20 protein-coding genes are annotated in these 23322 nt (G+C 65.2%); 10 read left to right on the top strand and 10 right to left on the bottom strand.

The window, feature by feature from the left end:
- Positions 1-2 precede the first annotated feature (2 nt).
- Together BXE_RS12195 and BXE_RS12190 are read right to left on the bottom strand one after the other, a co-directional pair.
- Positions 3-3140 (bottom strand): efflux RND transporter permease subunit, encoded by a 3138-nt coding sequence (locus BXE_RS12195; RefSeq protein WP_011488606.1) that lies wholly within the window; start codon positions 3138-3140, stop codon positions 3-5.
- Complete coding sequence (locus BXE_RS12190; protein WP_038457853.1) at positions 3137-4288, bottom strand: efflux RND transporter periplasmic adaptor subunit; 1152 nt, start codon at positions 4286-4288, stop codon at positions 3137-3139. The genes BXE_RS12195 and BXE_RS12190 overlap by 4 nt, the downstream gene beginning before the upstream one ends.
- Positions 4289-4506: 218 nt before the next feature.
- Here BXE_RS12190 and BXE_RS12185 point away from each other — a divergent pair, with 218 nt between their 5' ends.
- Positions 4507-5124: a TetR/AcrR family transcriptional regulator gene (locus BXE_RS12185; RefSeq protein WP_011488604.1), complete on the top strand. Its 618-nt coding sequence runs from the start codon at positions 4507-4509 to the stop codon at positions 5122-5124.
- 9 nt (positions 5125-5133) lie between these two features.
- Here BXE_RS12185 and BXE_RS12180 read toward each other — a convergent pair whose 3' ends face one another.
- Entirely contained in the window at positions 5134-5346 is a 213-nt protein-coding gene (locus BXE_RS12180; protein WP_007181704.1) for a hypothetical protein, read from the bottom strand.
- A gap of 281 nt (positions 5347-5627) precedes the next feature.
- Here BXE_RS12180 and BXE_RS12175 point away from each other — a divergent pair, with 281 nt between their 5' ends.
- Positions 5628-6695 (top strand): LysR family transcriptional regulator, encoded by a 1068-nt coding sequence (locus BXE_RS12175; protein WP_011488603.1) that lies wholly within the window; start codon positions 5628-5630, stop codon positions 6693-6695.
- A gap of 142 nt (positions 6696-6837) precedes the next feature.
- Here the strand turns inward: BXE_RS12175 and BXE_RS12170 are convergent, their stop codons facing one another.
- From BXE_RS12170 to BXE_RS12140, 6 genes are all read right to left on the bottom strand, one after another.
- Positions 6838-7068 (bottom strand): DUF2795 domain-containing protein, encoded by a 231-nt coding sequence (locus BXE_RS12170; RefSeq protein WP_011488602.1) that lies wholly within the window; start codon positions 7066-7068, stop codon positions 6838-6840.
- A gap of 205 nt (positions 7069-7273) precedes the next feature.
- Positions 7274-7528, bottom strand: coding sequence for a hypothetical protein (locus BXE_RS12165; RefSeq protein ID WP_007181707.1), 255 nt, complete (start codon positions 7526-7528; stop codon positions 7274-7276).
- Positions 7529-7795: 267 nt separating this feature from the next.
- Positions 7796-9133 (bottom strand): C45 family autoproteolytic acyltransferase/hydolase, encoded by a 1338-nt coding sequence (locus tag BXE_RS12155; RefSeq protein ID WP_011488600.1) that lies wholly within the window; start codon positions 9131-9133, stop codon positions 7796-7798.
- 162 nt (positions 9134-9295) lie between these two features.
- The gene (locus BXE_RS12150; protein ID WP_038458774.1) at positions 9296-11029 is read right to left on the bottom strand and encodes a ClcB-like voltage-gated chloride channel protein; all 1734 of its coding nucleotides are present in this window, start codon (positions 11027-11029) and stop codon (positions 9296-9298) included.
- A gap of 112 nt (positions 11030-11141) precedes the next feature.
- Complete coding sequence (locus BXE_RS12145) at positions 11142-11879, bottom strand: glutathione S-transferase (RefSeq protein ID WP_011488598.1); 738 nt, start codon at positions 11877-11879, stop codon at positions 11142-11144.
- Positions 11880-12036: 157 nt separating this feature from the next.
- A complete protein-coding gene (locus BXE_RS12140; protein ID WP_011488597.1) occupies positions 12037-13134 on the bottom strand; it encodes a YeiH family protein in 1098 nt (365 codons plus the stop codon).
- Between the two features lie 118 nt (positions 13135-13252).
- Between BXE_RS12140 and BXE_RS12135 the strand changes: the two genes are divergently transcribed.
- From BXE_RS12135 to BXE_RS12100, 8 genes are all read left to right on the top strand, one after another.
- Positions 13253-14143, top strand: a complete 891-nt coding sequence (locus tag BXE_RS12135) for a LysR family transcriptional regulator (protein WP_011488596.1) — start codon at positions 13253-13255, stop codon at positions 14141-14143.
- A 170-nt stretch (positions 14144-14313) separates the two neighbouring features.
- Positions 14314-15087, top strand: a complete 774-nt coding sequence (locus BXE_RS12130; protein WP_011488595.1) for a TIM barrel protein — start codon at positions 14314-14316, stop codon at positions 15085-15087.
- A 230-nt stretch (positions 15088-15317) separates the two neighbouring features.
- Positions 15318-16301 carry a sugar kinase gene (locus BXE_RS12125; RefSeq protein ID WP_011488594.1) on the top strand — a complete coding sequence of 328 codons (984 nt, stop codon included), beginning with the start codon at positions 15318-15320 and terminating at the stop codon, positions 16299-16301.
- 110 nt (positions 16302-16411) lie between these two features.
- Entirely contained in the window at positions 16412-17701 is a 1290-nt protein-coding gene (locus BXE_RS12120; RefSeq protein ID WP_011488593.1) for an MFS transporter, read from the top strand.
- Between the two features lie 4 nt (positions 17702-17705).
- A complete protein-coding gene (locus BXE_RS12115; RefSeq protein WP_011488592.1) occupies positions 17706-18671 on the top strand; it encodes a 2-hydroxyacid dehydrogenase in 966 nt (321 codons plus the stop codon).
- Between the two features lie 67 nt (positions 18672-18738).
- Complete coding sequence (locus BXE_RS12110; RefSeq protein ID WP_011488591.1) at positions 18739-19821, top strand: LacI family DNA-binding transcriptional regulator; 1083 nt, start codon at positions 18739-18741, stop codon at positions 19819-19821.
- 71 nt (positions 19822-19892) lie between these two features.
- Positions 19893-20723, top strand: coding sequence for a YhfC family intramembrane metalloprotease (locus BXE_RS12105; RefSeq protein ID WP_011488590.1), 831 nt, complete (start codon positions 19893-19895; stop codon positions 20721-20723).
- Between the two features lie 112 nt (positions 20724-20835).
- Complete coding sequence (locus BXE_RS12100; RefSeq protein WP_011488589.1) at positions 20836-21201, top strand: DUF3022 domain-containing protein; 366 nt, start codon at positions 20836-20838, stop codon at positions 21199-21201.
- A 140-nt stretch (positions 21202-21341) separates the two neighbouring features.
- On the opposite strand, the gene BXE_RS12095 is transcribed toward BXE_RS12100, so the two are convergent.
- On the bottom strand, positions 21342-23306 hold the full coding sequence (locus BXE_RS12095) for a hypothetical protein (protein ID WP_011488588.1): 1965 nt from the start codon (positions 23304-23306) through the stop codon (positions 21342-21344).
- Between the last annotated feature and the right edge of the window lie 16 nt (positions 23307-23322).

Below are 23322 nucleotides of genomic sequence, written 5' to 3'. Positions count from 1 at the left end.
GCTCAATTCCCCGTATGCGTCGTGCCGGACGCGGACGGCGTCTGCGGCTCGCGTTCATCGGCACGCACGCGGAACGACGTGGCGTACAGCGCGGGCAGATAGAACAGCGTGAGGATCGTGGCGCTCGTGATGCCGCCCATCAGCGCGGTCGCCATCGGGCCGAAAAAGTTCGAGCGCAAGAGCGGAATCAGCGCGAGCACGGCGGCGGCGGCGGTCAGCGTGATCGGCCGGAAACGCCGCACGGTCGCGCCGACTATCGCGTCGAAACGCTTGTGGCCCGCGGCAATGTCCTGCTCGATCTGATCGACCAGAATCACCGAGTTGCGCATGATGATGCCGAACATCGCGATCACGCCGAGCATGGCGACAAAACCGAACGGCTGGCCGAACAGCAGCAGCGTGAGCACCACGCCGATCAGCCCGAGCGGCGCGGTCAGCACGACCATCAGCACGCGCGCGAAACTTTGCAGCTGGATCATCAGCAGTGTGAGCACGGCAATGATCATGATCGGCATCTGCGCATTGATCGAGGTCTGGCCTTTGCCGCTTTCCTCGACGGAGCCGCCAATTTCGATCCGGTAGCCGACCGGCAGGGTAGCGCGAATCTGGCTGAGCGCCTTGTCCACCGCATGCGTGACGTCGATGCCTTGCGCGCCCGGCGCGACGTCGGACTGCACGGTGATGGTCGGCTGACGGTCGCGCTCCCAGATCACGCCGTATTCGAGGTCATTGCGCAGATGGCCGAGCGTGCCGAGCGGCACGGGGCCGTTCGGCGTCGGCATGGCGAGCGTGACGAGCTGCGCGGGATCGACGCGCTCGGCTTTCGGCGCGCGCAGGTCGACGCTGATCAGCTTGTCGCGTTCGCGGTACTGCGTAACGGTGTAGCCGGAGAGCGTCATCGCGAGGAAGCTCGAAATGTCTTCGGAGCTCACGCCGAGTTCGCGCGCTTTTTTCTGATCGACTTCGAAGCGCACCGAGCGCTCGGCGGGTTCGTCCCAGTCGAACTGTACGTTGCGCGTGCCGTGGTCCGCGCGCATGTTCGCGGCGACGCGCTCGGCGATCGAGCGCACGGTGGCGATTTCGTCGCCGCTCACGCGAAACTGCACCGGATAGCCGACGGGCGGTCCATTCTCGAGACGCGACAGGCGCGTGCGGATCGCCGGGAAGTAGTTGCGCAATTCCGGTTCGAGCCATTGCGCGAGTTTTTCGCGATCCTTCACCGACTTCGCCGTGATCACGAATTGCGCGAAATTGGGTTGCGGCAACTGCTGATCGAGCGGCAGATAGAAACGCGGCGCACCGGTGCCGACAAAGTCCACCGTGTGATCGATTTCCGGGCGGCCCACCAGCGCTTTTTCAAGCCGCGTGGCCTCGCGCAGCGTGGCGTCGAACGAAGCGCCCTCGGGCAGGCGCACGTCCACCAGCAACTCCGGACGGTCGGAGCTGGGGAAGAACTGCTGTGGCACCAGCGTGAAACCGGCCATAGCCAGCACGAACAGCACGACAGTAATCACCAGCACGACGAAGCGCCGCTCGATGCACCAGCCGATCCAGCCACGCAGACGCCGGTAGAAGCGCGTGTCGTAGATGTCGTGCTCGTGATCGTCGGGCAAGTGCGCCTCGTGCGCCTCGCGTTTGCGCTCGGGCAGCAGGTGATAGCCGAGCAGCGGAATCAGCACCACGGCGGCAAGCCACGAGGCGATCAGCGCGATCGCCGACACTTCGAAAATCGAGCGTGTGTACTCGCCGGTGCTGGACTTGGCCAACGCGATCGGCAGAAAACCGGAAACGGTGACGAGCGTGCCGGTCAGCATCGGAAACGCAGTGCTGGTGTATGCGAAGGCCGCCGCGCGGGTGCGGTTCCAGCCTTGCTCCAGCTTCACCGACATCATCTCGACCGCGATGATCGCGTCGTCGACGAGCAGCCCCAAGGCGAGCACCAGCGTGCCGAGCGACACCTTGTGCAAGCCGATGTCGAACAGATACATGCACAGCGCCGTCACGGCGAGCACCACCGGAATCGAGATCACGACCACCATGCCGGTGCGCACGCCGAGCGAAACGAGGCTCACCACCAGCACGATCGCCACCGCTTCGGCGACGGCTTCGAGAAAGTCGTCCACCGAATGCGCGACGGCGGTCGGCATGCTCGACACTTCGACGAGTTGCAGGCCGACGGGCAGAGCGCGGCGCAACTGGGCCATCTGCTGATCGAGCGCCTTGCCGAGACGGATCACGTCGCCGCCCGGCTGCATGGTCACGCCGATGCCGAGCACCGCCTTGCCGCCCGAGCGCATTTGCGTGGCGACCGGGTCGTCGTAGCCGCGCTTGATGGTGGCGATATCGCCGAGACGGAACGAGCGGTTGTTGATGCGGATCAGCGTGTCGGCGAGCGCGTTGACGTCCTTGAACTGCCCGGTGGGACGCACGAACACGCGGTCGTCGGCGGTGGTCAGCGTGCCGGCCTGAGAAACGCTGTTCTGCGAGTTGATCGCCTGGCCGAGTTGCTGCGGCGAGATGCCCAGACGCGTGAGCTGCGTGTTGGCGATCTCGATGTAGATGTGCTGATCCGGATCGCCGAAATAATCGACCTTGCCGACGCCCGGCACGCGCAGCAGCACCGTGCGCAACTGGTCCGCGTAGTCGTGCAGTTGCGCGGCGGAGAAGCCGTCGCCTTCGAGTGTGTAGATGTTGGTGTAGACGTCGCCGAATTCGTCGTTGAAGAACGGGCCTTGAATGCCTTGTGGCAGCGTCGCTGCGATGTCGCCGACTTTCTTGCGCACCTGGTACCAGGTTTCGGGCACGTCCTTGACCGGCGCCGAGTCTTTCATCGAGAAGAACATCAGCGATTCGCCGGGGCGCGAGTAGCTGCGCACGAAGTCGATGGCGGGCGTTTCCTGCAATTTGCGGCCGATGCGGTCCGTCACCTGTTCCTGCACCTGGCGCGCGGTGGCGCCGGGCCAGAAGGTGCGGATCACCATCACGCGGAACGTGAAGGGCGGGTCTTCGGATTGCGCGAGCCGCGTATAGGCGAGAATGCCGAAGGCGGTCGCGAGCGCGATCAGGAAAACGACCAGCGCCTGGTGGCGCAACGCCCATGCGGACAGGTTGAAGCGTCCCTCCTCATGCGTGGTGCTCATGAAGCGAAGTCCTCGGGATGCAGCGGCGCGATCGCACGGACTTTTTCGCCGGCGGTCACGGTATGCACGCCTTGCAGCACGACGCGTTCGCCGTCCTTGAGGCCCTGACTGATCACGATGGTGCGTTCGTTATAGCGCGTGACCGTCACACGGCGCAGTTCCAGCGCGTTGTCCGCGGCGCGCACGATCCACACGGCGGGCTGCGTGCCGTCGTGGAACAGTGCGGTGGCGGGCACGGTGAACGAACCGTGCTGACTGGCCGAAGCGCCGGCTTGCGCGGCGAGTTCGATATCCGCGGTCATGCCCAGGCGCACGTCCGGGCCGGGATTGTCGAGCGTGAGTTTGGCGCGATAGGTGCGGCTTTGCGGGTCGGCGGCGGGCGAGAGTTCGCGCACGCGCGCGGCGAACTTGCGCCCCGGCAGCGCGGCGAGCGTGACGCTGGCGGTTTGCCCGACCGAGAGCGCGGCAAGCGCGTTCTCCGGCACGTCGCACACCACGTCGATGTCGCCGCTCCAGGCGAGGTTGTAGACGGCCTGGCCCGCGGAGACGTTCTGGCCGGTGTCGGCCTGTTCGGCGGTGATCACGCCGGCGTGGTCGGCGGCGAGCGTGGTGTACTGCAACTGGTCTTTCGAGAGCGCGGCCTGCTGCGCGGCCTGATCGCGCTGCGCAACCGCGGACGCGTACGCATTCGTGGTCTGTTCGAGCTGCGCTGGCGCGATCAGGTTTTCTTTGGCCTGCGCCTGATCGCGATCGAGCTGCTGCTTCGCATACACCAAGGCGTGCTGGGCGGCGGCGAGTTGCGCCTGCGCGCTCGCGGCGTTCTTCTGCGCGTCCGCCGGATCGAGCCGGGCGACGATCTGCCCGTTCTTCACCACATCGCCGAGGCGCACGCGCCGCTCGATGATCTTGCCGCCGACGCGAAACGACAGCGGCGTCGAATAGCGAGCCTGAACCTCGCCGGGCAGCGAGGCCGCCTGCGTCGCGCTGCCGTCCGCATGCACGGCGACGGCGACTACCGGGCGCGGTTCGGGCGCCGCCGCTTCCTTCTTCGAACACGCGGCCAGCGTGACGACGCCGGCGAGAACCAGCACGAATGCAGCCCGGCGCACGCGCGCGGGATGACAATACCGATGAAACTGCGGACGCATCGCGGGCGATGCGGGGAGACCGGGACGCTTCACATTTACCCCGACTGGAGACAGCGAACGAACACGGCAAGCCGCAGCGGCCCGCCAGCGAAGACACGACGGCCGTTCATGCAATTGGCATACGCATCTGACTTCGAATGACGATTTGCATTCTAATACACACCTGTATTTGAATGTTGGAGTGAATTCGAATTCTTTTCAGTGCTAGACTTGCGCCCATGAAACGGCAACGACTGACACGCGAACAGAGCAAAGACCAGACGCGCGAGCGTCTGCTCGATGCTGCGCAAGCCATTTTTATGAAGAAAGGTTTTGTCGCGGCGAGTGTCGAAGACATCGCGGCGGCAGCGGGTTATACGCGCGGAGCGTTCTACTCGAACTTCCGTAGCAAGAGCGAGCTGTTTCTCGAACTACTGCGGCGCGACCACGAGGTCATGCAGGCGGGATTGCAGGCGATCTTCGCGAACGCGGCATCGCGTGAAGAAATGGAAGAGCGCGTGCTGCGCTATTACAGCAACCTGCATCGCGAGAACAAGTGTTTCCTGCTGTGGGTGGAGGCGAAGCTGCTCGCGGTGCGCGACGGCCGTTTCCGGATGCGCTTTAACGCGTTCATGCACGAGAAGCTCGAGCAGTTGAGCGCGTACATCCGCGAATTTTCGGCGCGCGTGGGCACGCCGATGCTGATGCCGCCAGAGACGCTGGCGATCGGCTTGATGGGGTTGTGCGACGGCGTGCAGTTTTTCTACACGGTCGACCCGCAGAACGTGCCGGCGGAGATGGCTGAAAAGGTGCTGGCGGGATTTTTCGCGCGCGTGGTGTTCGGACGCGAAGCGTAGAGCGCTGGATCAGTCGGCCGGCAACTGCGTGCAGGCGTCGGCCACCGGCGTGGCGCATGCGAACGAATATTGCCCGCTGTAGCGCAGGACTTCTTCGCCCACGTGCAGGATCACCTTGATGTCCGGGCAACGTTCGTACGCGATGAAAGCCGAGCAGGCCGCGGCGGACCAGCAGACCAGCGAGAACGCGATTTTTTCGAAAAGCTGAAAACGATGTGTCATAGCGATTGATTTCCTTTCGGCCGCTATGATACCAGCATCCTAGGGTTTATACCTAGTCAAAATCCGCAATAAACCTCGCAGGAACCTCGCCATAAACCTTCCCAAACTGTGCGCGAACGTCGCGGCAATCTGTCCGGATTGTCATGTTGAGGTCAGGGTTGGGACATGATCGGGTCGATACAATCGGAAGCGTTGGGCAAACCCGCGCGCGCCTTGTCGCCCGGGTCGACATAGGCGCGAAGGTTGCGCCGGCCCGGCTTTACCGCGGCAGGAGTCGTCCCATGAACCAATTGCAGTCGATGCGCGTATTCGTCAAGGTGGCCGACCTCGGCAGTTTCGTCGGCGCGGCGGGCGCGCTGGATCTTTCCACCGCGGTCGTTACGCGCCACGTAGCCGATCTGGAAGCGCGCCTCGGCACGCGGCTGCTCAATCGCACCACGCGCCGCCTGTCGCTGACCGAATCCGGCAGCACGTATCTGGAACGCGTGCGCCACATTCTCGACGACCTGGAAGGCGTGGAGCAGATGGTGGTGGCGCGCAATCACGAGCCGGTCGGCACCTTGCGGATCGTCGCGCCCGTGGTGTTCGGGCTGCATAGTCTCGCACCGGTGGTGCAGTCTTATGCCGCGCGGTATCCGGATGTCGTGCCCGACGTCACGCTCGCGGATCGGCATGTCGATCTGGTGGAAGAGGGCTTCGATGTCGGCATTCTCGTGGCGCGGCACATGCGCGGCGCGAGCATCGTCACGCGGCGGTTGACCACGGGCTTTATGACGGTTTGCGCGACGCCTGCTTATCTGGCGCAGCATGGCACGCCGACGCGGCCCGAGCATCTGCTGGCGCATCCGTGCCTGAGCCGGCCGGCCGAGCAGGGCGGCGAGGAGCGCGTGTTCGCCGGGCCGGACGGCGAAGTGCGCGTGCGTCCCACGAACGCGATCGTGGCGAACAACGCGGAGATGCTCAGGCAATTCGCGCTGCTGGGCATGGGCGTGGCGATTCTGCCGAGCTATCTGATTGGCCGCGATCTGGCGTCCGGGCGGCTCGTGCCGCTGCTTTCCAACTACCGTCTGCCGCAGATCGAAATCACCATCGCCTATCCGAGCCGCCTGCATCTGCCGGCGAAGGTGCGCACTTTCATCGACCATCTGGTCGAGTATTTCCAGCAGCCGGGTCAGCAACCGCGCGATCCGCGCATGATGACGCCGGTGCGTTCCGTGGCGGATAAGGTGGATAGAGTGGAGATGGCGAAGGGTGCGAAAAGCCTGCCGACGCCGGCGCTGTCCGCGGACGCGGCGCGCCCCGCGCATAAGGCGGCGCGCGCGCGGATCGCCGCTTCGTCGCCGTTCTAGTTCCGGCGCGCGGCGCGCGAAGAAAATCGCGCTGAGGAGTCGGGTGGCCGCGACGCGCCGCAAAAGCGCGCGTGGCTACGATGCCGGCACAAGCACACACGAACACGAGCTGGTGACAGGACCGGCCCTTCCACGCAGCCCCTCAGCCGCTCAACCCCGGGCCGTAGTTTCCGCTGACCAGACGCGTTACGGAGCCCACATCGGCGTAATCCTGTTCCGGCAAGCCGTCGAGCATCGACAGCACTTCGTTGCTCGCGCCGGCTTCGCGTGCGGCGTCGACGAGCGCATCTTTATTGGTTGGAAACTGGACTTCGCCGAGAAGATCGGCGATCTGCAGGTCGATGGATTCGCCGGGAATGGCCGATGCGGTCATGCAAACGCTCCTGTTGATACGGTTGGACGTGACGATTGCCGCGGTTGCGCCGTGGCTGGCCAAAGGGCCGGGACTGCCGTGGCTGACGCGATACCGAAAGCGGAATGCGATCTGGCAGCGTAGCTCCGCTCTCGCCGCCGCGGCTTCATGCCGCAGGAACTTCACACCTGCCAGCCTCGGCCGGCTCGCACGTTTGCACGCGGCGTCAGGTCTGCAAATGCTCGTTCTGCCCCATGAAGCTTCGATCCAGATGCCGCGATTTGGGCAACGCGATATGTTGCCACTGTTGCGGACGATTGTCGTCCGTGGCGGCGACATCCGGCGCCGCGGGGGCGACGGGTGCGGCGTTGGCGCGTTCGGCGAGACTGCTCGCGCTCGTGCTGTCCGGCGCGGTGCGAACCGGCGCGGCAAAACACGAGGCTGACAGCGTCACCATGATCAACAGCGTCGAGGTTTTCATCACCCGACCTCCTAAGCTCATGCGGCGCTGACAGTAGAGCAAGCGCTGTGCCGTCCCCGCGTCGAAAGGACGGCGCATGCTACACGCGGCGTGGCGCGCGGCGTACGCGCGTCTTTCCATCTTAGATGGCAAATTTTGCAGCGCACGCATGTTTGCGACAAAACCGTATTGTCGATTTCAGATGATGGCAGAAACGCGGCAACAACGCAGCAGCGCCGTCGCGAACGGTCGTGCGGCGCTCGTGTTGCGGCGCGATACGGGCGGCTGCTAACGCAGCACTTCGAAGCGCGTCCACGGCCACGAAGGCCGGTCGCGCATGTAGCCGTTCAGCCAGTTCCACTGCGGATGCCGCTTCATGAACGCCTGAGCGTCGAACGGCCGCCCGCACGGATGGCCCCAGCGCGCGCTGAACGCCATCTCGCGCGCCATGTCGGTGTCGACCACCTTGCCGTCGTTGGCGCCCCACGGATTGAACGGTCCGTGATCGGTGCCACCGAAGCGCGCGTCGTCCAGTTCCAGGTGCCCGCAGATGGTGCGCGAGCACGGGTTGTCGTTGCGCTCGAGGTAGACGTCGTGATGGTCGGCGATCATCTCCTTCGCGAGTTCCACGTCGATCTTGCCGCGATGCATCTCTTCCAGCTGCATGAAGCGCAGGCGCCGCGCGCCGTTCTTGCGCACGTCCGTATAGTCTTCGCCTTCGCCGAGGCATTCCTGATTGCGGATCTTCAGATCGGTCGCGGTGTTGTAGCCGCTGTAGAAGCCGTCCCTGGTGCTTTCGAAACCGGAGAAGTGCAGGCCCAGTTCGTAGCGCGCGATCTCGCCGGTCTTGGCGTCGCCGAGGAGCCAACTGTTCGCGTAGCCGCCGTTGTTGGCCACCGCGAACATTTCGCACCATTCGCCAATGCTGTTCGCGTACTGCGACGCGCGCCGCGAGCGATAGAACTCGGGCGCGCCCGCCGCGTTGTAGCCGACGAAATTGGAGATGGTGGTTTCCGTCACCATCAGCCCGGCGGCGGTGACCCAGAAATCGGTGAGACTGGAAATGCAGCCGGGCAAGCCTTGCATGAGGATGCGGTTGCCGCAGTCAGGCACGATGTCGAAGACGACATTGAAGGCGTCCCCGGCCGCGTAGCGGTCCCACGAGTTGTGCGCCATCACGATGCGGCCGTCGCGGGTTGCGCGGCCGGTGGCGATGAACGCGCTGCAATGGTGTCCGCGCCGTCCGCGCCACGGTTTCAGGCCAAGGCTCGGCTGCTGCTGCGCCGCGTGGGTGGGCCACCAGCTTTGCAGCAGATCCATGTAGCCGTTCCAGGCCAGCACTTCGGCGAACGGCAGTTTCGCGCCGTCGGCGATGCCCTGGATTTCGTCGGCGAATTCAGTGTCGAGTTTATTGGCGAACTGAGCGACGGCGGCGTCGACGAAGGTGTCGAAGTCTTCGCCGGTGTCCCACTTCGCGAGGTAGCGGGCGGTGCGGATCGCGTTCCGGATTTCCGTGGCGAGCAACTGGCCGTGCTGCTCGCCGCGGTCGTAGGGTTCGCCTTCGATATGCAGGAAAATCCAGCCCGCCTGGTCGCGGCGCACGGCATCGAGGGACGGTTCGCTCATCTTCGCTCCGATCGAAGGACGGGCGTCTCGGTGCGCCCGTTCTGGCGTAACGCGCGCTGCCGGCGTTCGCCGCAGCGGTCTGTCCATTGTAGAGAATTTGCCGGGCTTTGCACGGGCCGCAAGGAGGCCGCGGACGGGCGCTGAACGCGGACCGCGCGGCGCTTAACGTGTCGGATTCATGCGGAAATAGGCGTCGAGCAACGAAGTTTTGTAGACCACGCCGGCCAGCGTGGGATGCGCCGCGCTTTCGACTACCGGCAGGCGCTCGCCCTGAAACGCGAGGAAGTGCTGCAATGCCACGCCGAGCGGCATGTCCGGCGTGAGCACGTCGAAATGCGGCTGCAGATAATCCGCCGCCGTCTTCGCGGCAGTGTCGCGCCCGTCGAGCAGGTCGGAAGTGATGTCCTTGAGCGCGACCACGCCGAGGAACGCGCCGGACTCGCTGGCCACGTAGAGATACTTCACCGGATATTCGAGGAACACGCGTGTCATTTCGTGCACGGTCGCATTGGGCCGCACGACGGTTTCGGCGGGACGGATCAGCTCGCGCATCTGCGTGGCGCGCAGACGCGAGCGCTCCTGTTCCTCGTGATTGCGGCGCAAGGTGATTTCATACATGGACGTCTTGCCGATTGCGCGCGACACGAAATAGGCGACCACGCAGGAGAGCATCAGCGGCAGCACGACCTGGTAGCTGAGCGTCATCTCGAAGATCATCAGGATCGCCATCAGCGGCGCCTGGGTGGCGCCCGCCAGAAACGCGCCCATGCCGACCATCGCATACGCGAACGGCGCCGAGGTGCCGTGCGGCCACAGCGCATGCATGCCCTGGCCGAACAGCGAGCCGACCACCGCGCCGACGAAGAGCGTCGGCGTGAACACCCCGCCTACCGCGCCGGAGCCGGAAGTGGCCGCGGTCGCGACGAGCTTGAACACCAGCACGAGGACGAGCGCGGTCCAGGTCCACGGCGAATGCAGGATCGAGTTGACGACGCTATAGCCGTTGCCCCACACCTCGGGCGTCCACACCGACAGAATCCCGACCACCAGACCGCCGAGCGCGAGCCTCACGGGCAGCGGCACCGGCAGCTTGCGAAAGCTTTTCTTCGATACGTCGAGCAGCCGCAGAAACTGCGGCGCGGCCGCGCCGCACAGCAGGCCGAGCGCGACGAACAGCAGCACCTCGAGACCGGCCACCGGCGGAAATACCGGCATTTCATACGGCGGCCTGTAGCCGGCGAATTCGCGCATCGTGATGTTGGCCACCACGGCCGACACCACCACCGGCCCGAAGCTTTCCATCGCAATCGAGCCGAGCACGATTTCGGTGACGAAAAACGCGCCCGCGATCGGCGCGCTGTACGCGGAGGTGATGCCGGCCGCCGCGCCGCACGCCACCAGCAAACGCAGCCGCGCCGGATCGAAATGCACCCAGCGGCCGATCAGCGACGCGGCCAGCGCCGCCAGCTGCACCATCGGACCTTCGCGGCCGATCGAGCCGCCGCTCGAAATCGTGAACAGCGACGACACGCTGCGCCAGAAGCTCAGCTTGACCGGCACGACGCCGTCGCCGATCGCGACCGCTTCCATGTAGTCGACGTGATTGGATTTGTCCTCGTGACGCCGCGCGATCAGCAGAAAGAAGCCGGCGATCAGGCCGCCTGCCGCCGGCAGCCAGATCCGCACGGTCCACGGCAGGCTGCGCGCCATTTCGACGAAGCTGCCGGCCTTGCCGACCACCGCCGTTTGCAGCAGCGCGATGCCTTCCCGAAAGGCAATCGTGGCGAAGGCGCCCGCGACGCCGACCACGACCGACCAGACCAGCATCGTGTGGGCTTCGGAGAGGCGGAACAGATCTTGGGCGCGGGTGCGCAGCTTCAGCAGGAATGAAAGCACGTCGGCGGTACGGGGCGTGAAAACGGGTTGAAAAGCGCGCACTGCAACGGCATCGCGCCCGCCTGAAGCGGCGGGCGCGATGCGGTGAGCGAGCGGAGGAAAACGGCGCCGGTCAAGTGGCCGCCTTGTCGAGTTCCGGGTAGTGCCGGAAGATGCAGGCCTCGTTATGTTCGATGCGCCGGTCGGACTGCAGATACGCGGCGATGTTCGGCCGCTCGATCACCCTGTCGTGCAGCGCGGCGAGCCGCGGATAGTGTTCGCCGAAACGCTTGAGCGCACGCGGAAACGCGTACAGCAAGCCGTCGATCAGCTGGAACATGGACAGGTCGACGTAAGTGAGCGTGTCGCCCACCATGAATTGGTCGCCGGCCGGATTCTGCTTGAGCACGCGCTCGAAATACGACATGAACTTCGGAATGCGGTTGTCGATGAAATCGTGCGCGCGCACTTTGGCGGCGTCTTTCTGGTCTTCGTAATAAAGCGAGCTGGCGAGCGGGTGGTGGGTGTCGTGGGCTTCGGTGACGACGTCGGCAATCGTCAGTTGCAGGCCGTTGGCGACGTACCGCAGGCTGTCCACCGTGGGCGCGAGGTTCAGCCTCGGGCCGAGATAGAGCAGGATGTTGGCGGTCTGCGAGATCACCAGATCGCCGTCTTTCAGAAACGGCGGCGCGAACGGCGGATACGGCTCGTCCTTGCTCTTCATCACCGACATCATCGCCTTCGTGCCGAGACCTTTCGACGGTTCGCCGCGTGCCACTTCCACGTAGTCGGCGCCGGCTTCTTCCAGCGCGAGCCGCACGAATTCGCCGCGGCCCTGCAGGCCGTCCCAATAGTAAAGTTCCAGACTCATCGATCGATCCTCATTCCGGTTGCATGGACAGGGCGCCTCGACGCACTGCATGAGCTGACGACGTCAGCAGCCAGTATGCCGCGCGGGCGGCCCGGATGGGTCTCCAGAATGCGCAAAACCCCGCGCGCGGCGGGGTGGGTTCGAAGGCGAGGGCGGCTTAGCCGAACAGGTGCTGGACAGTCCATGTGATGCCCAGTCCGCCGGCAATCAGCCACACATACAGAATGAAGCCGGTGGTCAGTGCGCGGGGGCCGGCCTGACGGATCTGCGAAATGCGTGTTTCGATGCCGAGCGCGGTCATGGCCATCGTCAGCGCGAAGGTGTCCAGCGAGTTGAGCGTGCTGGTCGCGGCTTGCGGCAGTACGTGCAGCGAGTTGATCACGACGAAGGCGAGGAAGCCGAGCGCGAACCAGGGAACCGCCAGTTTGCGCGGCGCGTGGCTGTGGGCGCCGTCTTGCGTACCGGCCGAAGCGGCGCTGCGGCGCGCGGAGCGGTTCACCCACATGCCGACCACGAGCAGCACCGGCACCAGCAGCATCACGCGGGTCATCTTGACGATGGTGGCAATGTGGGTCGCTTCCGGGCTCACGTTGCTGGCCGCGCCGACCACCTGCGCCACTTCATGGATCGTGCCGCCGAAAAAGAGGCCCGCGCCGACCGTGTCCAGATGCAGCCAGCCGGCCTTGAACAGAACCGGGTACAGGAACATCGAAAGCGTGCCGAACAGCACCACGCTGCCCACGGCCATTGCGCTTTTGTGCGGCTTCGACTGCAGCGTCGATTCGAAGGCGAGCACGGCGGCGGCGCCGCAGATCGCGCTGCCCGCGGCGGTCAGCAACGCCGTGTCGCGGTCGAGCTTCATGATCTTCATGCCCGCCCACGTGCCGATCACGAGCGTGCTCACCACGACCAGCACCGATTCCGCGAGGCCGGGTACGCCGACCTGAGCGATTTCCTGCAGGCTTACGCGCAGCCCGAAGAACGCGACTGCGATGCGCAGCAGCTTGCGCGCCGAAAAGTTGACGCCGGCCGCCCAGCTGGCGGGCATGCCGTCGCGCAGCGCGTTGCCGTAAATGGCGCCCGCCACGATGCCGACGATCAGCGGGCTCAGGCCCAGTCCGGCAATAGCGGGAATCGCGGCGATCCGCGTGACGGCGGCGGCGAACAGCGCGACGAAGAGAATGCCGTTGAGTTGGCCGCGGGTGGAGGACCCGGCAGGCGTCGTACTGGAAGCGGTGAGATGAGCGGTGGACATGGTGCAGCCCTTTCTGTGACTGACTGAAATTCGATGGGCTAATCCTAAAGTAGATATATCGATATGAAAAATCATCATTTAGAATGTGAAGTATCAATTCATCCGATACTTAGCCGCCATGACCCCGGATCAACTTATAACGTTTGCCGCTGTCGCCGAGCATCGCAATATCAGCCGGGCGGCCGTGGCGCTGCATCTATCGCAGCCGGCCGTGTCCGGCCAGCTGCGGCAGTTGCAGGACGAGTTCGGCGAGCCGCTCTATCAGCGTGACGGCCGCGGCGTGCGCCTGACACCGGCGGGCGAGCAGCTCGCCAGTTACGCCACGCGGCTGCGCGACACGTGGCGGCAGGCGCACGCATACCGCGACGCTTTGCGCGGTCTCGAGCAGGGCACCTTGCGGATCGGCGCGAGCACCACGCCCGCGAGCTACCTGCTGCCGTATCTGATCGCCGACTTCCATCGCCGTTATCCGGACGTGACGCTGCATACCGCGGACGGCAATACCACCGAGATCGTCAGCGCGCTCGGCTCGGTGGATATCGCGTTGATCGAGGGGCCGGTCGGCGAGGATCTGCCGCCGGACACCGCCGTGCATGCCTGGCGCGAGGACGAAATCGTCGCGATCATGCCGCGCTCGCATCCGTTGGCGCAGTTGGGCGACGGCGGCCTGGCCGGCCTCGCGGCCTTCGGCGAGCATCCGCTGGTGTTGCGCGAGGCGGGCTCCGGCGTGCGGCAGATCGTCGAGCGCGCATTCGCGCGGGCCGGCGTGCCGATGCGCGTGGCGCTGGAGATCGCCGGCGTGGAAGGCGTGAAGGAAGCGGTACGGGCGGGCATGGGCATCGGCTTCGTCTCGGCGATGTCGATGCGCCACGAAGACCGCGCGCTGTGCCTGCTGTCGCTGAGCCCGGAGCCGCTCACACGGCGGCTGTCGATTCTCGTGCCCCATGCGAGCGCGCCGTCGCGCGTCGTGGAGCGGTTTCTCGCGCTGTGTCTCGACGACGGACCTTGAAACGGGCAGGCCCACGCTCGCGCCAGGCGCGCCTGGGGATTTCCACTATGGTGTGCCGCGGCGGCCTCGGCGCACTATTCGGGCATCGCAAGCGCCTCGGCGCTTTTTTTCGAAATGCATTTGGAACCGGTTCCAAATGCCGTGACGAGACAGATTTGAGTGAATTCGACATGGCTGACGCAGCAGACGTGGTGATCGTCGCAAGCGCATTCGGGACGGATGCGGTCCGCACGGGCGGCCATCTGAAGTGGGCGCAAGCGAGCAGGCAGGCCGGCGCGGCGGGCTTTGAAGTGCGCCGCGAACTGTTCGCCGATGAAACCGACGCCACGCCGCACAACCTGCGCGTGCTCGGCAGGCAGATTGCGGAGCTGGGTTTGTGGTCGGTGTTTTCCACGCCGGCTTCGCTCTACACCGCGCAAGGCAAGCTCGATGCCGACGCGCTGCGCCTCTCGATCGAGGAAGCGATCGCGCTCGGCGCGCGCTTCGTCAAGCTGCAACTCGGCGGTTTTGCCGCCGACGCCAATGCCGCCGTGATCGCCGATCACCTGCGCTGCGCGGAGTTGCGGCTCGTGGTCGAAAACGGGCAATTGGCGAAGGGCGGTTCGCTCGCGCAGTTCACCGGCCTGTTCGATGCGCTGGCGCGCGAAGGTCACGGCGGCCTGCTCGGCATGACCTTCGACATCGGCAACTGGGCATGGCGCGACGTCGCGCCGCTCGACGCCGCCGCGCCGCTGGCGGCGCACGTGGAATACATCCATTGCAAGACGGTGGTGGGCGAGGGCGCGCGGCGCTTTCCCGCCGCGCCGGCCGCCGACGACGCTCAATTCGCCGCGGTGCTCGACCGTCTGCCGCGCCATGTGCCGCGCGGCATCGAATTTCCGTTCGATACGAGCCGCGTCGAGACGGACGCGGCGCATTACGTCGCATGGCTGGCCGCTGCGTGAGCGGCATTGGAGCCTGAGCGCGCGGCACAGCCGAAAACAGCGCGCGGCGAGAAGCGGGCGGCAGGAAGCCCAATGCAGACGCCACACGGCAAGCGGCACGCTTCAGACACGCCATAAACGCCATAAACGCCATAAACGCCATAAACGCCATAAACGCCATAAACGCCAGGCACGCCAGGCACGCCAGAACCGCCTGACCCGCAGCAAACCGGAACACGCAGGAGCGAAGCATGAGCAACACAGGCGCAGCACTCGATGTCATCACCTACGGCGAAGCAATGGCCATGTTCGTGGCCGCCGAAACCGGCCGGCTCGCCGGCGTCGGCCAGTTCGCGAAGCGTATTGCCGGCGCCGATCTGAACGTGGCGATCGGCCTGTCGCGGCTGGGCTTCAAGGTGGGCTGGATGAGCCGCGTCGGCAACGATTCGTTCGGCCAGTACGTGCGCGACACCTTGACCCGAGAGGGCATCGACCAGCGCTGCGTGACCACCGACGAGCGCTACCCGACCGGCTTCCAGTTGAAGTCCAGGAACGACGACGGCAGCGATCCGGCGGTCGAGTATTTCCGCAGGGGGTCGGCGGCGAGCCATCTGTCGCTGGACGACTATGCGGCGGACTACGTGCTGCCGGCGCGCCATCTGCATCTAACCGGCGTCGCGCCCGCCATTTCGGCCAGCTCGCGCGAACTCGCGTTTCATCTGGCGCGCGAAATGCGTGCTGCCGGCAAGACGATTTCCTTCGACCCGAATCTGCGCCCGACGCTGTGGCCGTCGCGCGCCGCGATGGTCGAAGGCCTGAACGCGCTGGCCGCACTGGCCGACTGGGTGCTGCCCGGCATCGGCGAGGGCGAGATCCTGACCGGCTATACGCAACCGGACGACATCGCGAAGTTCTATCTGGACCGGGGCGCGCGCGGCGTAATCATCAAGCTCGGCGCGCAGGGCGCATATTTCCGCACCGCCGCCGACGCCGCGCTGATCGCCGGCCAGCCGGTCGCGAAGGTCGTGGATACGGTCGGCGCGGGCGATGGTTTCGCCGTCGGCGTGGTCAGCGCGTTGCTCGAAGGCAAGTCGCTGCCGCAAGCCGTGGCGCGCGGCAACCGTATCGGCGCGCTGGCGATTCAGGTGATCGGCGATTCGGAAGGGCTGCCGGGCCGTGCCGAACTCGACGCGCTCGAATCGGCCGACGCGACATCCATCGCCGCGGCGGCCTGAAGAAGACCCGTAAGACCTGTTCAGCAGTCTGCTTCGATAACAGCAAGAGCGCCCGGACAGAGCGCCCCATGACCGTCCATCATTGTTTCGGGAAGTCAAAGGAGACACCCATGACCTCATCGCTTGCGATTCGCCGCTGGTGGACGATCATGCCGATCGTATTCATCACGTACAGCCTCGCCTATCTGGATCGCGCGAACTTCGGGTTCGCGTCCGCCGCCGGCATCAACCAGGATCTCGGCATCAGCAAGGGGCTGTCGTCGCTGATCGGCGCGCTGTTCTTCCTCGGCTATTTCTTCTTCCAGATTCCCGGCGCGATCTACGCGGAACGCCGCAGCGTCAAGAAGCTCGTGTTCTGGAGCCTGGTTCTGTGGGGCGGTTGCGCGGCGCTGACCGGCATGGTCAGCAACATTCCGTCGCTGATGGTGATCCGCTTCGTGCTCGGCGTGGTCGAGGCCGCGGTCATGCCGGCCATGCTGATTTTCATCAGCAACTGGTTCACCAAGAGCGAGCGCTCGCGCGCCAACACGTTCCTGATTCTCGGCAATCCGGTGACGGTGCTGTGGATGTCGGTGGTGTCGGGCTATCTGGTGCATTCGTTCGGCTGGCGTCACATGTTCATCGCCGAAGGCGCGCCCGCGATCATCTGGGCGGTGATCTGGTGGTTCATCGTGCAGGACAAGCCGCAGCAGGTGTCGTGGCTCACGCAGCAGCAGAAGGACGACCTCGCCGAAACGCTGCGCGCCGAGCAGGCCGCGATCAAGCCGGTGCGCAACTACAGCGAGGCCTTCAAAACGCCCGCGGTGATCAAGCTGTGCGCGCAATATTTCTGCTGGAGCATCGGCGTGTATGGCTTCGTGCTGTGGTTGCCGTCGATCCTGAAGAACGGTTCGACGCTCGGCATGGTCGAAACCGGCTGGCTCTCGGCGCTGCCGTATCTCGCCGCGACCATCGCGATGCTTGCAGCTTCGTGGGCATCGGATAAACTCAACCGCCGTAAAGTCTTCGTGTGGCCGTTCCTGCTGGTCGGCGCGGTGGCGTTCGCGGCTTCGTACGCGCTCGGCTCCACGCATTTCTGGCTTTCATATGCATTGCTGGTGATCGCCGGCGCCGCGATGTACGCGCCGTATGGCCCGTTCTTCGCGATCGTGCCGGAACTGCTGCCGAAGAACGTCGCGGGCGGCGCAATGGCGCTGATCAACAGCATGGGGGCGCTCGGTTCGTTCGTCGGCTCGTATGTGGTCGGTTATCTGAATGGCGCCACCGGTTCGCCCGCCGCGTCGTACGCGTTCATGAGCGTGGCGCTCGTCGCCGCCGTGATTCTGACGCTGGTCGTCAAACCGCAGCCGCAAGCGCTGAACAATGCGCCGCCGCTCGCTACCCCGTTGCAAGGAAAATAAGCTGATGAAAAAGATCGTCGCCTGGAAGTCGTTGCCCGAAGACGTGCTCGCGTATCTGCAGCAGCACGCGCAGGTCGTGCAGGTCGACGCCGCGCAGCACGACGCGTTCGTGGCCGCGCTGAAAGACGCGGACGGCGGCATCGGTTCGAGCGTGAAGATCACGCCGGCAATGCTCGAAGGCGCGACCCGGCTCAAGGCGCTGTCGACCATCTCGGTGGGCTTCGACCAGTTCGACGTGGCCGACCTCACGCGCCGCGGCATCGTGCTCGCGCACACGCCGGACGTGTTGACCGAATCCACCGCGGACACGGTGTTCTCGCTGATTCTCGCGTCGGCGCGGCGGGTGGTGGAACTCGCCGACTGGGTAAAGGCGGGGCACTGGCAGCACGGCATCGGGCCGGCGCAGTTCGGCGTCGATGTGCAGGGCAAGACGCTCGGCATCGTCGGGCTCGGGCGGATTGGCGGCGCGGTGGCGCGGCGCGCGGCGCTCGGCTTCAACATGAAGGTGCTGTACACCAACCGTAGCGCGAATCCGCAGGCGGAAGCGGCTTACGGTGCGCGGCGCGTCGAGTTGGCGGAACTGCTCGCCACTGCGGATTTTGTCTGCCTGCAAGTGCCTTTGACGCCGGAGACGAAGTACCTGATCGGCGCGGCCGAACTCAGGTCGATGAAGAAGAGCGCGATCCTGATCAACGCCTCGCGCGGCGCGACCGTCGACGAAGCGGCGCTGATCGAAGCCCTGCAGAACGGCACGATCCACGGCGCCGGTCTCGACGTGTTCGAGACCGAACCGCTGCCGGCCGACTCGCCGCTCCTGAAGCTCGCGAATGTGGTCGCGCTGCCGCACATCGGTTCGGCGACTCACGAAACCCGTTATGCGATGGCGTGCAACGCGGCGGAAAACCTCGTCGCCGCGCTTAACGGCACGCTGGCCGTCAACATCGTCAACCGCGAAGTGCTCGCCGGATGAACCGGACGACAAGCCGAACCACAAGCCGAACCACAAGCCGCACCACAAGCCGAACCACGAGGAACCGATGAGCACGACGCCGCAGCCCATGCCGCGCCGCGCGACGATCACCGACGTCGCGCGCGAAGCCGGCACCGGCAAGACCAGCATCTCGCGCTATCTGAACGGCGAGATGAGCGTGCTGTCGCCCGAACTGCGCGCACGGATCGAAGCCGCGATCGCACGTCTGGACTATCAGCCGAACCAGATGGCGCGCGGCCTCAAACGTGGCCGCAACCGTCTGATCGGCATGCTGCTGGCCGACCTGACCAATCCCTACTCGGTCGAAGTGCTGCAAGGTGTCGAAGCGGCCTGTCACGCGCTCGGGCTGATGCCGCTGATCTGCCATGCGGCGAACGAAGTCGAGATGGAGCGGCGCTATCTGCAACTGCTCACCACGTACCGGGTGGAAGGCGTGATCGTCAACGCAACCGGCGTGCGCGAGGAAACGCTGCGGCCGGTGGGCGGAGGCGGGATTCCGGCGGTGCTGGTCGACCGTCTGGTGGACGGACTGGTCGCGGATATGGTCGGTCTCGACAACCGGGCGGCCGCCGAACTCGGCACGCGGCATCTGCTGGACAATGGTTTCGACGATATCTGGTTCGTGGTCCAGCCTTTCGAGCAGGTCAGCTCGCGGCAATTGCGCGAAGCAGCGTTCCGCGAGACGATGAGCGCCCGGTGTGCCGAAGGCGGAAACGGCTGCGGCGAGGGCGCGGCATGCAGTCACACGCTGGTGCTGAATCTCGCGGATGCAGCAGAGGTCGAGCGTGGCCTCGCCGAGCTGGATCGGGCAATCGATGCAGCCGCCGGCGCCGCGGGCAAGCCCGCGCGCATTGCCCTGTTCGCCGCCAACGCACCCGTCGCGCTGCGTCTCGCGCTGCATCTGAAAGCGCGCTACGGTGCCGACTGGCAAGCCCGCGCCGCGCTGCTTTCCATCGACGACCCCGACTGGGCCGAACTGACCGGCGTCACGACGATCCGCCAGCCGACCTACGAGATCGGCTACCGGGCGGTCGAGTTCCTGCACGAGCGCATCGAAGGTATCCAGACCACCGCGCGCGACTGCCTGCTGCCGGGCGAATTGATCGTGCGCGCCTCCACTTTGCGCTGAATTCGCGCCGATCTGCGATCATTCGGGCTGCGGCACGCAGCGGGTGCGCGCCGGTCATCGCAAGGAAACTCATGGTTGTTGCACCGCTTACCCTCTCGAGCCTCGCCCTCGCGACGCTTTTCGTCGCCGCTTTGCCCTTCCTGATCTACCGCCGTCTGCGCCGGCCGCTCGCGCTCAAGCCGCGCGACGCGATCGCCGGCATCGCCGTGTTCGCGCTGTTCGCAATGGTGATCGAGCGCGCGCTGAACGACTTCGTGCTGCATCGGAACGAAGCAACCGCGGAGTTCCTGTCGCATCCGCTTGCCTTCGTGGTGTACGGCGCGCTGGCCGCGGGTATCTGCGAGGAAGTGGGGCGGTTCATCGGCATGCGGCTGCTGCTCAAACGCGCGGCGGCGAAGTCCGGTGCCGCGGCGCTCGCGCAAGGCAAGGCCGAGATCGCCACGGACGGCACCGCGCTGACCTACGGTCTCGGCCACGGCGGCGCCGAAGCGTGGCTCGTCGGCGTGCTGGTGCAGATTCAATGGCTGCTGTTCGCGGTCTTCGAAAACCGTGGCGAACTGGACGGCTATCTGAGCAATCTGCCGACCGAATCGCTGATGCGCATCCACCTGATTCTCGCCAGCCTGACGCCGCAGACCGCCGGCATTTTCGCGCTCGAACGCGTCGCCGCGCTGGTGTTCCAGATAGGCCTGTCGGTGCTGATGTGGCGCGGCTTGCGGGCCGGCTGGCGCGGGATCCTGCCGCTCGCGATCGCGTTGCACGCGCTGGTGGACGTGCCCGCCGCCATGTTCCAGGCGCAGCTCGTACCGCTCGCGGCAGTGGACGCCGTGTATGCGGTGGGAGCGGTGATCGTTGCGGGGCTGCTGTTCCGGACGTTCAGGCGCCCGGCGGTGGTTGCCTGATGGGCGCGCCCGATAGCCGCGTCGGTGGCCGCTCGATACGCGCGCCACGTTGAACCGTTGGCCGTTCCCTACGAACGGCCTCCCGCCACGCCTATTCTTTTTGGCACACCTCATGGAAGCTTACCAATACGATTGCGCCGATCCCGAGTTCGAGGAACTGGCGCGCGTCATCAGCGATCTGTTTCCCGAGCAGACGCAGTTCATCCAGCGCGCGGTGCAGGAAGGCACGCCGACGCTGGCGATTCACTGGGTGGCGATGCGCTTCGGCGCGGCGGCGCGCCGTACGGTGATGACCGTGGCGATTGCGCCGGCGGCATGGGCACGTTATCGCGCGATGCCGGCGCGTCTGCGTGGGCGCAGTTTTGCGGTGTTGCGCGCGTATGTCGAGGCCTCGCTGGGTTCGCTGGAGGAACAGTATGCGAACGGCGAGGCGGTCCCGCGTGAAATCACGATCGAACCCGGCGACGAGTTCGCGTAACGGCGCTCGCTCGAATCACGGTTAGATCGCCCGCCGCGATGCCACCACGGCAGAATGCTGCGATGTCACGTCGCGTTCGTGCGGACATGAACATACGAGGCGGCGCCGACGAGCGGCGCCGTCACGCACGCCGGCGCCGCTCAATCTCCGTCGAAGGCCTCGGCGATCTCCTTGTCCGGGTGCTTCGCGTTGTATTCCCCGCGTATCTTTTCCTTCAGGTTGTACGTATCGGTTTCGCGCTTGCGGGCGTCGTACTGATCCGACATTCCACCGAGAACCAGGCCGGTGGTCGCGAGTGCAAACGACAGGGCCGGCCCGATGACCGGCACGAATCCGATCATGCCGCTCGACAGATTGATTACCGATGCCGCAAAGTCCATCTTGTCCTGAGGCGTCAGCGTGCCCGCCTTCTGCTTTTTCAGATACGTGTCCAGCGCGACGCCGAACGTCGCGCCACCAAGAACCGTATTGATCGCGGCGGGCACCATCTGCATGCGCAGCGGCTTTGATATCTTCATCCAGTCGGGCCAGCTGTCGGTTTTCGAGAGGATGTTGGCTTGACGCTGCGCGAAGAATTTCGTGTATTTGTCGGACCACTCCTGCAATTTCGATGGGCGCTCGCTCGCGGGCGTATTTTCCAGCAGCCTGCCGAGGTCGCCGAAAGCGGTCCTGGCATCGGCGAGCGCGTTTTCCCGTTCCTGCATCGCGCTGTTGAACTGGTCGTAGGCTGCGTGCTTCAGGCCTGCCAGCTGATCGAGCTGCTTGCCGAGTTCGATCGCCTCCGGTTTGCCGGACTGGCGTGCGGCGTCCGCGCTATCGAAGCCCTGGCTCTTCAGTCTGGCAATAATGCCCTCTGCCTTGGCGTCGATCGTCTTGATATTTTCGTGGGCGTCGTTAGCCGCATCGACCGTTGAAGCCTTGAGCTGTTTCGCCATGTCCTGCATCTCGAAGTACTGCGGCGCGAGATCGTTCGTCGCGTCCTGCAACTCGAGCTGCTGTACGTCGGGATTCGTGTTCGCGAGCCTCGCGATGACGCCCTCGCGCAAGCTTTGTTGTTGCTGCGTGAGCTGGTCGTCGATGTCTCCAGCGGTTTTCTGTTCGAGCGCGTCGACCCCGGCATCGTCCTTGTGCGGATCGAAGTCCGTGAACTCCGTGGCGCTGCTGGGTCCCGCAACCGGCTCCGAAGTGCCTGGCGTCGCGCCGCTCTGGCTTTGACCCGCCTTGGCCGTGGAACCGCCAGGCCCGGTGTCCGGCTTGCCGGCTGTCTGCGCCGCTGCTTTCACCTGCCGCAGCTTGACCAGATGATTGCCGACGTCCGTACCAATGCCGACGGTGAGCTCGTTGATGCCCTGTCCGGTGGTCGCGCCCGCGGTGATGAAGTCCTTCGTGGGATCCTGACCATTGTGCAATTTCTCCATGCCGGACAGAAAAGACAACCCGCCTTTTGCGAAATAACTCGCGGCGGAATTCAGACGGGTGCCTGTCAGGATGCCTAGCCGGCCGTTTAGTCCCAGAGGATCGAGCACGCTCCGGTTTGGCCGCTGCAACGCCGCGAGAGGCGTGTTCTTCAGCACCGCGGAGTTGTTGAAGCGCGCTTCGTCGAAGATGAGTGCGCGTGTATAGGTGCTCGCCGCCTTGCCATATTTGCCGTAGGTTGAAGCGGCATCCGGCTGATGAGTCAGTGCGGACAGGTCGACGTTGGCTTTCTGTCCGGCCGAGCCGAGCGACTCATTGCCTTTGGAATCGCGCAGAGCCGTCTTGAGCCGGTCGATCTTCGACTGCAATCCGGCTGGGGGGGTGGCCAGCGCGCCCAATTGCAACGCCTGGTTGTAGGCCGACGCGGCCGCGATCATGTCGTGCGTTGTATCGCGGCCGCGCTCGACGTCCTCGTCAACCATGCCGAGCGACGCGTTGAACCTTTCCATTTCGGCTGCGATCTCGTTGCCGATCACCGCCTCGGTCGCCACGGCGCCCGCTTCGGCATCGACATCGACATTGTTGCCGGCGCGTGCCGGAGCGACACGCGTCTGCGAGGGTCGCGCGTTGCCCTGAACGTTCGACGCAACGTTTGGCCAGAATGAATGAGAGGTGGCATTGACTTTCATTGGAACTCCTGCAGGA

Source organism: Paraburkholderia xenovorans LB400 (assembly GCF_000013645.1).
GTDB lineage: Bacteria > Pseudomonadota > Gammaproteobacteria > Burkholderiales > Burkholderiaceae > Paraburkholderia > Paraburkholderia xenovorans.
The sequence above is the reverse complement of the archived record's forward strand: the minus strand, read 5'-3'. Positions and strand labels throughout refer to the sequence as shown.